General features: G+C 56.8%; 16 protein-coding genes. 9 read left to right on the plus strand and 7 right to left on the minus strand.

Translation table 11 applies throughout. From position 1 onward, the window contains the following. Position 1: 1 nt before the first annotated feature. Together envC and gpmM are read right to left on the minus strand one after the other, a co-directional pair. A complete protein-coding gene (gene envC / locus K7B04_RS06195) occupies positions 2–1273 on the minus strand; it encodes a murein hydrolase activator EnvC (RefSeq protein ID WP_163448422.1) in 1272 nt (423 codons plus the stop codon). 9 nt (positions 1274–1282) lie between these two features. After that, positions 1283–2830, minus strand: coding sequence for a 2,3-bisphosphoglycerate-independent phosphoglycerate mutase (gpmM, locus tag K7B04_RS06200; protein ID WP_167574817.1), 1548 nt, complete (start codon positions 2828–2830; stop codon positions 1283–1285). Between the two features lie 248 nt (positions 2831–3078). Here gpmM and K7B04_RS06205 point away from each other — a divergent pair, with 248 nt between their 5' ends. The 5 genes from K7B04_RS06205 to cysE all read left to right on the plus strand — a co-directional run bounded on the left by K7B04_RS06205 (position 3079) and on the right by cysE (position 6266). Further along, a complete protein-coding gene (locus K7B04_RS06205; RefSeq protein ID WP_163448418.1) occupies positions 3079–3510 on the plus strand; it encodes a rhodanese-like domain-containing protein in 432 nt (143 codons plus the stop codon). A gap of 39 nt (positions 3511–3549) precedes the next feature. Then, a complete protein-coding gene (grxC, locus tag K7B04_RS06210; protein WP_163448417.1) occupies positions 3550–3801 on the plus strand; it encodes a glutaredoxin 3 in 252 nt (83 codons plus the stop codon). A gap of 79 nt (positions 3802–3880) precedes the next feature. Further along, entirely contained in the window at positions 3881–4348 is a 468-nt protein-coding gene (gene secB, locus K7B04_RS06215) for a protein-export chaperone SecB (protein ID WP_064541041.1), read from the plus strand. After that, a complete protein-coding gene (gene gpsA, locus K7B04_RS06220; RefSeq protein ID WP_223803695.1) occupies positions 4348–5367 on the plus strand; it encodes an NAD(P)H-dependent glycerol-3-phosphate dehydrogenase in 1020 nt (339 codons plus the stop codon). The genes secB and gpsA overlap by 1 nt, the downstream gene beginning before the upstream one ends. 77 nt (positions 5368–5444) lie before the next feature. Next, positions 5445–6266 carry a serine O-acetyltransferase gene (gene cysE, locus K7B04_RS06225; RefSeq protein ID WP_035894708.1) on the plus strand — a complete coding sequence of 274 codons (822 nt, stop codon included), beginning with the start codon at positions 5445–5447 and terminating at the stop codon, positions 6264–6266. A gap of 63 nt (positions 6267–6329) precedes the next feature. On the opposite strand, the gene trmL is transcribed toward cysE, so the two are convergent. The 5 genes from trmL to K7B04_RS06250 all read right to left on the minus strand — a co-directional run bounded on the left by trmL (position 6330) and on the right by K7B04_RS06250 (position 11222). After that, positions 6330–6803 carry a tRNA (uridine(34)/cytosine(34)/5-carboxymethylaminomethyluridine(34)-2'-O)-methyltransferase TrmL gene (gene trmL / locus K7B04_RS06230; RefSeq protein WP_064541047.1) on the minus strand — a complete coding sequence of 158 codons (474 nt, stop codon included), beginning with the start codon at positions 6801–6803 and terminating at the stop codon, positions 6330–6332. Between the two features lie 174 nt (positions 6804–6977). Beyond that, positions 6978–8162 carry an FMN-dependent L-lactate dehydrogenase LldD gene (lldD, locus tag K7B04_RS06235; protein WP_167574819.1) on the minus strand — a complete coding sequence of 395 codons (1185 nt, stop codon included), beginning with the start codon at positions 8160–8162 and terminating at the stop codon, positions 6978–6980. Further along, on the minus strand, positions 8159–8935 hold the full coding sequence (gene lldR, locus K7B04_RS06240; RefSeq protein WP_064541052.1) for a transcriptional regulator LldR: 777 nt from the start codon (positions 8933–8935) through the stop codon (positions 8159–8161). Before lldR ends, lldD begins: the two co-directional genes overlap by 4 nt. Beyond that, positions 8932–10587, minus strand: coding sequence for an L-lactate permease (gene lldP, locus K7B04_RS06245; protein ID WP_223803696.1), 1656 nt, complete (start codon positions 10585–10587; stop codon positions 8932–8934). Before lldP ends, lldR begins: the two co-directional genes overlap by 4 nt. Before the next feature lie 272 nt (positions 10588–10859). Beyond that, positions 10860–11222: a YibL family ribosome-associated protein gene (locus K7B04_RS06250; protein WP_223803697.1), complete on the minus strand. Its 363-nt coding sequence runs from the start codon at positions 11220–11222 to the stop codon at positions 10860–10862. Between the two features lie 273 nt (positions 11223–11495). Between K7B04_RS06250 and K7B04_RS06255 the strand changes: the two genes are divergently transcribed. From K7B04_RS06255 to K7B04_RS06270, 4 genes are all read left to right on the plus strand, one after another. Then, on the plus strand, positions 11496–11705 hold the full coding sequence (locus K7B04_RS06255; RefSeq protein WP_065357211.1) for a hypothetical protein: 210 nt from the start codon (positions 11496–11498) through the stop codon (positions 11703–11705). Positions 11706–11921: 216 nt separating this feature from the next. Then, entirely contained in the window at positions 11922–12290 is a 369-nt protein-coding gene (locus tag K7B04_RS06260) for a DUF3302 domain-containing protein (protein ID WP_223804132.1), read from the plus strand. 2 nt (positions 12291–12292) lie between these two features. Continuing rightward, positions 12293–13429 (plus strand): HlyD family secretion protein, encoded by a 1137-nt coding sequence (locus K7B04_RS06265; RefSeq protein ID WP_223803698.1) that lies wholly within the window; start codon positions 12293–12295, stop codon positions 13427–13429. Positions 13430–13503: 74 nt separating this feature from the next. After that, complete coding sequence (locus K7B04_RS06270) at positions 13504–14112, plus strand: glutathione S-transferase (protein WP_065357210.1); 609 nt, start codon at positions 13504–13506, stop codon at positions 14110–14112. The last annotated feature ends 59 nt before the right edge of the window (positions 14113–14171 follow it).

Here is a 14171-nt window from a genome sequence, read left to right on the forward strand (position 1 = left end):
CTTATCTTCCCAACCACGGCAGTGGATTGACCGCCTGACCCTGGCGGCGAATTTCGAAATAGAGCGACGGTCGACCCTGTCCGCCGCTGTTGCCCACCAGGGCGATCGGCTGCCCGGCGCGGACCTGTGTGCCAACGCTGACCAGCGCGCTCTGGTTATACCCGTAGAGGCTCATATCGCCTTTACCGTGCTCGACCACCACAACAAGGCCATAGCCCTGTAGCCAGTCGGCAAGGATGACGCGCCCATCGGCAATGGCTTTGACTTCGGTGCCTTCCGATGCGCTGATGACCATCCCCTTCCAACGTAGCTCACCTTGTAGCTGTTCGCCATAGCGATGCAGCGTCGTGCCGCGAACCGGCCAGTAAGCCTGACCGCGAGGGGCGCCCAGACCGCCGGTTCGTGCCATAAGTGAGCGTTCACTTTCGGAAGGTTTGTAGGTAGTGCCTTTGCGGGTGGCCTCTTGCTGACGGTTACGCACCGCCTCGGCCTCTTTGGCTTCGCGCTCGGCGCGAGCTTTTGCTGCCGCTTCGGCACGCGCAATGCTATTGCGCAGGCGGGATTCGTTCGCCCGTAGCTCGCCAAGCTGTTGCTGGCCCTGCTGAATGGAGGATTCCAGCCCGGAAATCGTTTTCTGGCGCTCGTTACGCGCCGCTTCGAGTTTGGCCTGCTGGGCCTTCTGTTCGTACAGCAGCGTTTGCTGTTCGCTCTGTTTCTCTTCCAGCTCGGTTTTTTGCGCCGCCACGTCTTCGCGGGTTTGCTTGAGCTCGGCGATGGTTTCCTGCCGCGCCTGGTTCAGGTAGCCGAAATAGGCCTGTAGACGCTGCCCACGCTGGCTCTCTTCACCGCTGAGAATCAGCTGAATACCGGTATGTTCGCCCTGACGGAACGCGGCATCAAGCTGTGCGGCGAGGTTGCGCTCCTGCATCGCGCGCTGTTTTTCCAGCTTCGCAATGTTGGCGTTCATCTCGGCGATTTGCGCATTGAGCTGCGCCAGCGAGTTTTGCGTTTCACGTAGCTGACGCGCGGCGGCGGCGATGGCCTGTTCCTGCGCTTTAAGCTGGGCGAGAAGGGTGGCGCGTTGTTGCTGTTGTTGGCGTACCGCGCGCTCTTTGGCGGCGATATCGGCCTGAATAGACTGGAGCTGTGAGCGGTCGTCCGCGTGGGCGGGCGTGGCGCACAGCAATACGCCAGCGCTGAGCACGCTGGCGTAAAACGTAGACCGAAGCGTCGCTTCGGCCCATTTAATGGAATAGATCGCCTTTCCCCTCATGGGGAAGGATTATTCCACGATGAACAGCGGCTTACCAGTCATCTGTTGCGGGATTTCCATCCCCATCAGCGCCAGCATGGTCGGCGCGATGTCGGAGAGCTTGCCGCCTTCCACCGCTTTGACGGTTTTGTCGCCAACATAAATCAGCGGAACCGGCAGGCTGGTGTGGGCAGTGTGCGCCTGGCCGGTAGCCGGATCACGCATCTGCTCGGCGTTGCCGTGGTCAGCGGTGACCAGCAGTTGGCCGCCCACTTTCTCGACCGCATGAGTGACTTCATCCAGGCAGTGATCCAGCGCTTCAACGGCCTTCACTGCGGCTTCCATGACGCCGGTATGGCCAACCATATCGCCGTTCGGGTAGTTACAGATGATGGTGTCGTACTTGCCGCTTTCGATGGCCGCAACCAGCTTCTCGGTCAGCTCGGCAGAGCTCATTTCCGGCTGCAGGTCGTAGGTGGCCACTTTCGGGGAGTTGATCAGGATGCGATCTTCGCCTTTGAACGGCTCTTCAACGCCGCCGTTGAAGAAGAAAGTCACGTGCGCGTATTTCTCGGTTTCGGAGATGCGCAGCTGGGTTTTGTCATGCTTCGCCATCCACTCGCCAAAGGTATTTTCCAGAGACGCTGGTGGGTAGGCGCACGGTGCTTTGATGTCTGCCGCATATTCAGTCAGCATGATGAAATCGCCCAGCTTCACTTCTTTGTGGCGCTTGAAGCCGTCGAAGTCAGCGTTAACAAAAGCACGGGTGATTTCACGCGCGCGGTCAGCACGGAAGTTCATGAAGACCAGCGCATCGCCATCTTCCATTGCGGCATCGGCTTGGCCGGCTGCACGGATGACGGTTGCTTTCACGAATTCGTCGTTTTCGTCGCGAGCGTAAGCGGCTTCCAGCGCGGCAACCGCGGTGTCAGCCTGGAATTCGCCCTTGGCTTCAACCAGCAGGTTGTAAGCTTGTTCAACGCGATCCCAACGGTTGTCACGGTCCATCGCGTAGTAACGACCGATGATGGAGGCGACGCGGCCTTTGCCCAGTGCGGCAAATTTCTCTTCAAACTTCTGCAGGGAGCCGTTAGCGCTGCGTGGCGGGGTATCACGACCGTCGAGGAAGGCGTGCAGGTAGATTTTTTCTGCGCCACGTTCAGCGGCCAGCTCTACCATCGCCATAATGTGGTCTTCATGGCTGTGTACGCCACCGGCGGACAGCAGGCCCATGATGTGTACCGCTTTACCGGCGGCAACCGCTTTGTCTACCGCGCCGCACAGCACCGGGTTAGCGAAGAACTGGCGATCTTTGATTTCAACGTCAAGACGGGTCAGATCCTGATAGACGATACGGCCTGCGCCCAGGTTCACGTGACCGACTTCAGAGTTACCCATCTGACCGTCTGGCAGACCCACTTCCAGGCCGGAAGCGTGGATCAGGGTATGCGGACGTTTGGCCCACAGCGCGTCCATTACTGGCGTTTTTGCGCTGTAAATAGCGTTATCCTGATGCTCTTCGCGGTAGCCGTAGCCATCCAGAATCACCAGTACCATAGGTTTTTTAGAAACCGACATTGCGACAACCTCATGCTCTAAAGACAGAAAATTTGCGTAATTTTACTACAGCTGAATCGATAAAATAACAATGAGAGATCAAAGAAAGCGGGGAGATGCACGAGGAAAAACGCACATTTTCCCCCTTTTTTCCGTAGCACTCCGCAGAAAACGCATTACATCGCGCGCGCTGGCTGTATTTGCGCCACGCCGCAGGTATACTCCTTCCCTGGTTTTTAAACATTACACGTCGGGAGCTGTTACCCCCCATGCAAGAAATTATGCAATTTGTAGGTCGTCACCCTGTCCTGAGCATCGCGTGGATCGCGCTGCTGGCGGCCGTGCTGTTCACCACTTTTAAAGGGCTGATGTCTAAAGTTAAGGTCATCAACCGCGGCGAAGCGACGCGCCTGATCAACAAAGAAGACGCGATTGTCGTTGACCTGCGCCAGCGTGATGATTTCCGTAAGGGCCACATTGCCGGTTCCCTGAACCTGCTGCCGAACGAAATCAAAGCCAACAACGTCGGCGAGCTGGAAAAACACAAAGACAAACCGGTGATCGTGACCGACGGCACGGGTATGCAGGCAACTGAGTCCGCTACCGCACTGCTGAAAGCCGGTTTTGAAAAAGTATTCGTACTGAAAGAAGGTATTGCTGGCTGGAGCGGTGAAAACCTGCCTCTGGTTCGCGGCAAATAATTCCCTGCTCGTTCATCGGGTGAAGTCAGGAGAGCTGTCATGGCGAAGATTGAAATCTATACCAAAGCAACATGCCCTTATTGCCACCGAGCAAAAGCGCTGCTGTCTGAAAAAGGCGTCACCTTTGAGGAACTGCCTATCGACGGTAACGCTGAAAAGCGCGAAGAGATGATTCAGCGCAGCGGCCGCACGACGGTTCCGCAGATTTTTATTGATGCACAGCACATTGGCGGCTGCGACGACTTGTATGCGCTTGATGCGCGTGGTGGACTTGATCCCCTGCTGCGCTAATGCTTCGCGTTCGCGCCTGCAGAAGCAGGCGTGAGGCGTACCGCTTTTTTTAAGGACAACACGAAAGGGTTTTTTACACATGTCAGAACAAAACAACGCAGAAATGGCTTTCCAGATTCAGCGCATCTACACCAAAGACGTTTCCTTTGAAGCGCCGAATGCACCGCATGTTTTCCAGAAAGATTGGCAACCAGAGGTTAAACTTGATCTGGATACCGCTTCCAACCAGCTGGCTGAAGGCGTGTATGAAGTGGTGCTGCGTGTCACCGTAACGGCGACGCTGGGCGAAGAAACCGCATTCCTGTGCGAAACTCAGCAGGCGGGTATCTTCTCCATCGAAGGTATCGAAGGGACTCAAATGGCTCATTGCCTGGGTGCATACTGCCCGAACATCCTGTTCCCGTATGCGCGTGAATGCATCACCAGCCTGGTTTCCCGTGGGACTTTCCCACAGCTGAACCTTGCGCCGGTTAACTTTGATGCGCTGTTCATGAACTATCTGCAGCAGCAGGCTGGCGAAGGTGCAGAACAACATCAGGATGCCTGATGAACGCACTTAATGCTTCAATGACTGTGATCGGTGCCGGATCTTACGGCACCGCTCTTGCCATCACCGTGGCAAGAAATGGCCACCAGGTCGTACTCTGGGGCCACGATCCCAAACATGTCGCGACGCTACAGCACGATCGCTGCAACGCGGCATTCCTTCCCGACGTTCCGTTTCCCGAGACGCTCCACCTGGAAAGCGACTTAGCGACCGCTCTGGCCACCAGCCGCGATATTCTGGTGGTGGTGCCAAGCCACGTATTCGGCGACGTACTGCGTCAGATGAAACCGCTGCTGCGTCCCGATGCGCGCCTTTTATGGGCGACGAAAGGCCTGGAAGCGGAAACCGGTCGTCTGTTGCAGGATGTGGCGCGTGAAGCGCTGGGTGACGAGATCCCGCTGGCGGTGATTTCTGGCCCAACCTTTGCCAAAGAGCTGGCGGCGGGTTTGCCGACGGCGATTTCGCTGGCGGCGACGGACCCGGTCTTTGCCGACGATTTGCAGCAGTTGTTGCACTGCGGCAAAAGCTTCCGCGTCTACAGCAACCCGGACTTCATCGGCGTCCAGCTGGGCGGTGCGGTGAAAAACGTGATTGCGATTGGCGCGGGCATCTCCGACGGCATTGGCTTTGGCGCCAACGCGCGTACGGCGCTGATCACCCGTGGCCTGACCGAAATGTCGCGTCTGGGCGTGGCGCTGGGCGCAGACCCGGTGACCTTTATGGGCATGGCGGGGCTCGGCGATTTAGTGCTGACCTGTACCGACAACCAGTCGCGAAACCGTCGTTTCGGCATGGCGCTGGGCAAAGGGGCGCAGGTTCAGGAAGCGCAGGACAGTATTGGCCAGGTGGTCGAAGGTTACCGTAATACCAAAGAAGTCCGCGAGTTGGCGCACCGTGTAGGTGTCGAAATGCCAATAACCGAGGAAATTTATCAGGTATTATATTGCGGAAAAAACGCGCGCGAGGCAGCATTGACTTTATTAGGTCGTGCACGCAAGGATGAGCATAGCGGCAATTAATCGCAGGAAACCTTTGTCATCCCGACGATCCGGCAAGCGCAGACTTGCCGATCGTTCCAATATGTCTGGAGTAAGCAATGTCGTGTGAAGAACTGGAAATTGTCTGGAACAATATTAAAGCGGAAGCCAGGGCTCTGGCGGACTGTGAGCCTATGCTCGCCAGTTTTTATCATGCGACCTTACTCAAACACGAAAACCTCGGCAGTGCCTTAAGCTACATGCTTGCCAACAAGCTGGCTTCTCCGATTATGCCTGCTATCGCGATTCGCGAAGTGGTGGAAGAGGCCTACGCCGCCGACCCGGAGATGATCGCCTCCGCCGCCTGCGATATTCAGGCCGTGCGTACGCGTGACCCGGCGGTCGACAAATATTCTACCCCGCTGCTGTATCTGAAGGGTTTCCACGCTCTGCAGGCTTATCGCATTGGCCACTGGCTGTGGGGGCAGGGGCGTCGCGCATTGGCGATTTTCCTGCAAAATCAGGTCTCCGTATCTTTCCAGGTGGATATTCACCCGGCGGCTAAAATTGGCCGCGGCATCATGCTCGACCACGCGACCGGCATAGTGGTTGGGGAAACGGCGGTGATTGAAAACGACGTCTCGATCCTCCAGTCCGTCACCCTTGGCGGTACCGGGAAAACCAGCGGCGACCGTCACCCGAAAATTCGCGAAGGCGTGATGATTGGTGCCGGGGCGAAGATCCTCGGCAATATCGAAGTGGGTCGCGGTGCGAAAATCGGCGCGGGCTCAGTGGTCTTGCAGCCGGTGCCGCCGCACACTACCGCCGCAGGCGTCCCGGCGCGTATCGTCGGCAAGCCGGAGTCGGATAAACCGGCGATGGATATGGATCAGCACTTCAACGGCATTAATCACGGGTTTGAGTACGGCGACGGGATTTAAGACCTTGCCCGGTGGCGCAGCGCTTACCGGGCCTACCAAACCGTAGCCGTCATCCGGCCAATATCAGCTACGCAATACGGCGCCCGGATACCCCAGCTGGCGCCATGCCTCATACACCACCACCGACACCGCGTTCGACAGGTTCATGCTGCGGCTGTCCGGCATCATCGGAATCCGAATTTTTTGCTCAGGCGGCAGCGCGTCCAGAATGGTCGCGGGCAGCCCACGGGTTTCCGGGCCAAACATCAGATAGTCGCCGTCCTGATAGCTCACCGCGCTGTGGGCGGGCGTACCTTTGGTGGTCAGGGCAAACAGGCGCTGCGGGTTTTCGCTCTCAACAAAGGCGGCATAATTGGCATGGCGCGTGACGGCGGTGAACTCGTGGTAGTCCAGCCCGGCGCGGCGCAGGCGTTTATCGTCCCAGGCAAAGCCCATCGGTTCGATGATATGCAGACGGAAGCCGGTGTTGGCGCACAGACGGATGATGTTCCCGGTATTGGGCGGGATTTCAGGTTCGAATAAAACGATGTTAAGCATACTGCCCCCTTGGATTGCGGGGCAGGATAGCAGAATTTGCGGAAACCCTCACCCCGGCCCTCTCCCTGAAAGGGAGAGGGAGCAGAGCGGATCTGCGGGTGAGCAAACGAAACTGAGCAGTCCCCTCGCCCCTCTGGGGAGAAGGCCAGGGTGAGGGGAACAAACGGCACAAAACTACGCCGCATTCCCCTGCTTAATGGCATTAAACACCTGCGCCACTTCCGCACTCTGCACCAGCGAATCGCGGCTAATCTCTTTAATCGATTTCGCCCCGGTCAGCGTCATCGCCACCTTCATCTCTTTCTCAACCAGATTCAGCAGGTTAGCCACCCCCGCCTGCCCGTGTGTTGCCAGCGCGTAGAGGTACGCGCGGCCTAACAGCACGCTGTCCGCGCCCAGCGCAATCATGCGCACCACGTCGAGACCGTTACGGATGCCGCTATCAGCCAGAATCGTGATATCCCCTTTTACCGCATCGGCAATCGCCGGCAGCGCGCGGGCGGAGGAGAGTACACCGTCGAGTTGGCGGCCGCCGTGGTTAGAAACCACGATACCATCCGCGCCGAAGCGCACCGCGTCGCGGGCATCTTCCGGGTCGAGGATCCCTTTGATCACCATCGGGCCGTCCCAGAATTCGCGGATCCACTCGAGGTCTTTCCACGAGATAGACGGATCGAAGTTATTCGCCAGCCAGCCGATGTAATCTTCCAGCCCGGTGGGTTTGCCGAGATAGGTCGAGATATTGCCCAGGTCGTGCGGACGCCCGTTGAGGCCAACGTCCCAGGACCATTGCGGATGAGTCACCGCCTGCCAGTAGCGGCGCAGGGCGGCGTTGGGACCGCTCATGCCGGAGTGGGCATCGCGGTAGCGCGCGCCAGGGGTTGGCATATCGACGGTAAAGACCAGCGTTGAACAGCCTGCCGCTTTAGCGCGCTCCAGCGCGTTGCGCATAAAGCCGCGATCGCGCAGCACGTACAGCTGGAACCACATCGGGCGCTTGATGGTCGGGGCGACCTCTTCTATCGGGCAGACCGACACGGTGGAGAGGGTAAACGGGATGCCTTTGGCATCCGCGGCGGCGGCGGCCTGCACTTCGCCGCGACGGGCGTACATGCCGCACAGACCAACCGGCGCCAGCGCGACCGGCATAGAAAGCTGCTCTTTAAACAGCGTGGTTTCCAGGCTCAGGTCGGACATATTTTTCAGCACACGCTGGCGCAGTGCGACGTCGGAGAGATCTTCCACATTGCGGCGCAGGGTGTGTTCCGCATACGCGCCACCGTCAATATAGTGGAACAGGAACGGCGGCAGAATGCGCTGGGCGGCAGCGCGATAGTCACTCGCAGCGGAAATAATCATGCTTTTTTCTCCCTGGAAATATCAGTGTGGTCGTCGGGCAGTCGGGTGATCCGCGCCTGGCGAGCCAGGTCTTCATCAAAACGTTTAATGGTGGTGTGGACGAAACCGAGGTGCGCCATCATCGCCTGACGCGCGCCTTCGGCATCACCGGCGGTAATGGCATTGAGAATGGCCAGATGCTGCTCGGTCAGCTTCGCAAACACCGGCGGCACCAGATACATACGTTCGCGGCTTTGGATCACCGACGATTGCAACAGGTCAAAAAAACCGCGCATGGTTTGCAGCAGCACCACGTTGTGGGATGCCTCGGCAATGGCGAGATGGAAGCGAACGTCGGCCTGAGAGGCGAGGTCCGGGTCGTCGCTCTGGGTGGCTTCAAAGCAAAGGCGGATTTTTTCTTTATCGGCATCGGTCGCGCGCATCGCGGCATACCAGGCGGTGCTGGCTTCAATGGCGTGGCGCGCTTCGAGGATATCAAAGCTGTAGTCCGGATCGTCGGCCAGCAGCGTTTTCAGCGGCTGCACAATATTTTGCTCAGACCAGCCTTCATGCTGCCAGCGCACGAAGGTGCCGCCGCCGCGACGGCTGAGCAGCAACCCTTCGCTCACCAGCTTCGCCAGCGCTTCGCGCAGCGAGTTGCGCGAGACGCCAAGCTGGGCTGCCAGCTTTCTTTCGGCGGGCAAACGCATGCCCGCCTCCAGTTGTTGTTCTTCAATCAGTGCCCGCACGCGGCAGGCGACATCGTCTGACAGACGTTTGGGCAGTGTTATCACGGAATCATCCAGGTTAAGACGTAAGCCTGCAGCGTGGTGATTACGCCCACCATGCAGGTGAAAATCAGGCTATGTCTCACGGTAAAGCGGAACAGGTCGGACTCTTTACCTACCAGGCCAACCGCCGCGCAGGCAATGGCGATGGACTGCGGCGAAATCATCTTGCCGGTGACGCCGCCGGTGGTGTTAGCCGCAACCAGCAGCACGTCCGACACGCCAATCTGCTGTGCAGCAGTAGCCTGAAGCGCGGCGAACAGCGCGTTGGAAGAGGTGTCCGAACCGGTCAGGAATACGCCAAGCCAACCAAGGAACGGCGAGAAGAAGGTAAAGGCGTGGCCGGTATGCGCCAGCGCCAGTGCCAGCGTTGATGACAGACCTGAATAGTTCGAGATAAAGGCGAAAGCCAGCACCATGCCGATAGAGTAAATCGGTAACGCCAGCTCTTTCAGCGTAGAGCCGAAGGTGTTGATGGCATCTTTCGGCTTCATGCGCAGCCAGACGATAGAGAGCAGGGCGGCAAACAGAATCGCGGTGCCGGTTGCCGACAACCAGTCGAACTTATAGACCGCCGCGTAGGCCGTGGCCTGACTCACGACCGGTGGCATACGGGCAACCAGTTTGTCGAGATACGGAACCGAAACGTTAATCACCAGATCGTACAGCGCGCCGCCTGGAGCGAACAACGCTTTAAACGGCGGGATACTCCACAGCGTCACCGTGGCGGTCAGGAACAGGAACGGCGACCAGGCGCGAACGATCTGCCCGGCGGTGTAGCCGGTGCGCGCCAGGTTCATATCGACCTGGGAGGCGCCCATATCGGCAAAGCGGAAAATACGTACCGGCTGCCAGCGCTTGAGGAACAGCGTCAGACACACCAGAGAAACCAGCGAAGAGATGATGTCCGGCAGTTCCGGCCCCAGGAAGTTAGAGCTGAGGTACTGGGCGATAGCAAATGAGCCGCCTGCTACCATCACCGCGGGCCAGGTCTCCTTGATACCGCGCCAGCCGTCCATAATCGCCATGATCCAGAACAGCACGATGATGGTCAGGAAGGGCAACTGACGGCCTACCATCTGGCCGATTTCAAAGCTGTCCAGCCCGGTCACCTGTCCGGCGACCAGAATCGGAATCCCCATCGCGCCAAACGCCACCGGCGCGGTATTGACGATCAGACAAAGACCCGCTGCATACAGAGGGTTAAAGCCCAGGCCAACCAGCAGCGCGGCGGTAATCGCTACCGGCGCGCCGAAGCCTGCCGCGCCTTCGAGGAAGGCACCGAAGGAGAAGCCGACGATCAGCATCTGCAAACGTTGGTCCGGCGTAATGGAAAGAATCGACGAACGAATAATGTCGAATTGCCCGGTCTTCACCGAAATTTTGTAGACAAAAACGGCGGCGATAATAATCCAGGCAATGGGCCACAGACCGTAGAAGAAGCCGTACACCACCGACGCCAGCGCGCGGTCGACCGGCATTTTGTAGAACAGCAACGCGACGGCAAGGGCGATGAATACCGTCCAACTGGCTGCGACGTAGCCCTTCAACTTGAGCTTAATCAGCGCGAAGAAGAAGAACAGGATAGGGAGTGAGGCAATCAGGCTTGAAAGCCAGATATTCCCGGCCGGATCATAGTTTTGTTGCCAGAGGCTCATGCAGGTCTCCAGGGGGCCACACGTACCGGTCGGCGGTGAGTCTGTGCTCATCTCTGCGTCACAGTTTGTGTAAAATTGGCCCTGCCAATAGGGTGGTGTAGGGATAATGACAATGAATGGTTAATCAAATGTTGCTATGTGGCAATGTGTTTGTGACGTCAAATGGTGGAATTGTGAATTACCAGAGATTTGGTTGTGAAATTGGTTGGGCCAATTTGAGGGGGAGAGAATAAAAAAACCTTCCCCCGGGCGGGAGAAGGTTCAAGGAGGAATCAGAACTCGCTCTTCGCGAACCCGGTCATCACCTGCAGGCCCATTTCACGGCCAAGCGCAGTCATCGGGTGAACCACCACCAGGCCACGGACGCTTTTCTTCAGCTTGCCCATGTCGGCCTGTTCTTTTTTGGTGATTGGACGGCTGAAGCCCATTTTGGTCAGTTTCTGGGCCTCTTTGCTCAGCTTCTGCGTATGCACTTCACGCAGGCGAGCGATTTCGGTTTCGAGCTTGGTTTTTTCTTCTTCCAGCTCGGCATATTTTTCTGCGCTCTCAACCAGAGACAGACCTGCCTGCTGGTGGCGGATGGCGTCGAGCAGATCGCTCAGACGTTTGATTTCATTTTTCTCGATTTCTTTCATCTTGCTGATATCTGATAACAAAATAGACGTAATAGCGCTTAGTATGCGCGTTGCCGCTCATTTCTGGTAGTTAATTATACAAAATAAGGGAGTTTCTTCGGGCGATAATAAGCCGTTTATTAATGTAACAGTATGAATAATATTGTTATTTCATAAAATAGTTAAGTTGATCGCTTTTTTGAAAATGAGTGGCGAAGAACCGCACATTTTCCTCAACCCTTCGCGCCAGGATTATCCATGCTTAGGGAACGGTCTTAAAGAGGGAGTGCGACGATGAGCAAAATGGGAGAGAACGTACCGCAAATCATTGATAAGGCGGTAGACTTTATGGCCTCCAGCCAGGCGTTTATGGAGTATCTGCAAAAACGTCCGTATTCAGACCGGGTTCCCGCCGATATTCCCGAGGACAAAGCCGAGATGTTCCTGGTGCGATTAGCCCATTATCGTAACCTTTATCGCCCTGTGGAAACGCCAAAAAAGTAGCATAAAAATCGGCGTATTGGCGCCGATTTAATGACTTCTCCTGCTGGTGACACATTGTGTACAACCAGCGTTTTTTGCTGTCCGTCTCTTCTGGTAAAAATTCCCCGCCGCGGAATGGCGAAAACGGTCATTGCGCATTATTTTCATATTATCAGCCATCAGCATCTCGGCTGCCTGCAATTAAAAAAACCAAATAAGCGTAAATCTGGGGCAGATATGTTTCTAAACTATTTTGCGTTGGGCGTGCTGATCTTCGTTTTCCTGGTCCTGTTTTACGGGATCATCATGATTCATGATATTCCTTATACCATTGCGAAAAAGCGTAATCATCCCCACGCCGATGCTATTCATACTGCCGGCTGGGTCAGTCTGTTTACGCTGCATGTTATCTGGCCGTTTTTATGGATCTGGGCCACCCTCTACCAGCCTGAACGCGGCTGGGGCATGCAGTCACATATAAAACCTTCAGAACCCGTACCAGCAGCGGATGACGCACTTGCACAGCTTTCCCGCCGCGTGGCTGAGCTGGAGCAAAAGTTGGCGGAAATACCCCCTTCAGCCGACGCGACAACGCCGGAGCAATAATTATGGATCTGCTGATCGTATTAACTTATGTGGCGCTTGCGTGGGCGGTATTTAAAATATTCCGTATTCCTGTTAACCAATGGACGTTAGCCACCGCCGCGCTGGGCGGTATATTTTTGGTTAGCGGGCTTATTTTATTAATGAACTATAACCACCCGTATACCTATACCGCGCAAAAAGCGGTGATCTCTATTCCGATTACGCCACAGGTCACCGGCATAGTCAGTGAGGTGACGGATAAAAATAACCAACTGATTAAAAAAGGTGAGGTGCTGTTTAAGATTGACCCGACGCGTTATCAGGCGCGAGTCGACCGATTACAGGCCGACCTGGTGACTGCCACACATAGCGTCCAGACGCTGAAAGCTCAGCTGTCCGAAGCGCAGGCGAACACCACCCGCGTTTCCGCCGAGCGCGATCGCTTGTACAAAGATTATCAGCGCTATCTGAAAGGCAGCCAGGCGCGGGTAAACCCATTCTCAGAGAGCGATATCGATAACGCCAGACAGAACTACCTCGCGCAGGACGCGATGGTCAAAGGGTCGATTGCCGAACAGTCGCAGATTCAAAGTCAGTTAGACAGCATGGTTAACGGCGAACAGTCGCAGATTGTCAGCCTGCGCGCACAGCTGTCGGAAGCCAAATATAACCTCGATCAGACCATCATCCGCGCGCCAAGCGACGGATACGCCACGCAGGTGCTCATTCGCCCTGGCACGTACGCTGCCGCGCTGCCGCTGCGTCCGGTGATGGTGTTTATTCCGGAACAGAAACGGCAGATTGTTGCCCAGTTCCGCCAGAACTCGCTGCTGCGCCTGGAGGCGGGCGATGACGCGGAAGTGGTATTTAACGCACTGCCGGGGCAGGTGTTCCACGGCAAGCTGGCGAGCATTTTACCCGTAGTGCCCGGCGGCTCATATCAGGCGCAGGGCGCGCTACAGTCGCTGAGTGTGGTGCCGGGAACCGACGGCGTCATGGCGTTGATTGACCTGGACCCGAACGCTGATGTGGATTCCCTGCCCGACGGTATTTATGCCCAGGTGGCGGTCTATTCCGACCATTTCGCTCACGTGTCGGTGATGCGTAAAGTGCTGCTGCGGATGACCAGCTGGATGCATTATCTCTATCTGGATCACTAGGATGACAAAATCCAGAAGGCGAATGCCGCTGCCTGAGCCATACTGATAGTTTTGTTGGCGTAAAGGAGATGAGAATGAAACTGGTCGGCAGCTACACGAGCCCATTTGTCCGCAAGATATCGGTCCTGTTACTGGAAAAGGGGATCGCCTTCGACTTTATCAACGAGCAGCCTTATAGCGCCGACACCGGCGTGGCGCAGTACACGCCGTTGGGGAAAGTACCGGCGCTGGTCACCGATGACGGCGAATGCTGGTACGACTCGCCGATTATCGCGCAGTACATTGAGCTGCTGGGCGTTGCGCCGCAGATGGTGCCGTCCGACCCGCAGCAGGCGTTGAGAATCCGTCAGCTGGAAGCGCTGGCCGACGGCATTATGGACGCCGGGCTGGCTTCGGTGCGTGAACAGGCGCGTCCGGCGGCGCAGCAGTCGGAAGAGGAAGTGCTGCGTCAGCGTGAAAAAATCAGCCGCAGTCTCGACGCGCTGGAAGGCTACCTCAACGACGGTACGCTGAAGACGGATGAACTCAACCTGGCGACTATCGCCATCGCCTGCGCTATCGGCTACCTGAACTTCCGCCGTATTGCGCCGGGCTGGTGCGTTGATCGTCCGCAGCTGGTGAAACTGGCCGAAACGTTGTTCCTGCGCGAAAGTTTTGCCCGTACCGAACCGCCAAAGGCTTGATTGAACGCTATAACGCTGGGGCGCAGTCCATTGTACAATCCCTCCTTATGACTCCCTCT

The sequence above is a fragment of the Kluyvera sp. CRP genome (genome assembly GCF_019930565.1).
Taxonomy (GTDB): domain Bacteria; phylum Pseudomonadota; class Gammaproteobacteria; order Enterobacterales; family Enterobacteriaceae; genus Kluyvera; species Kluyvera georgiana_A.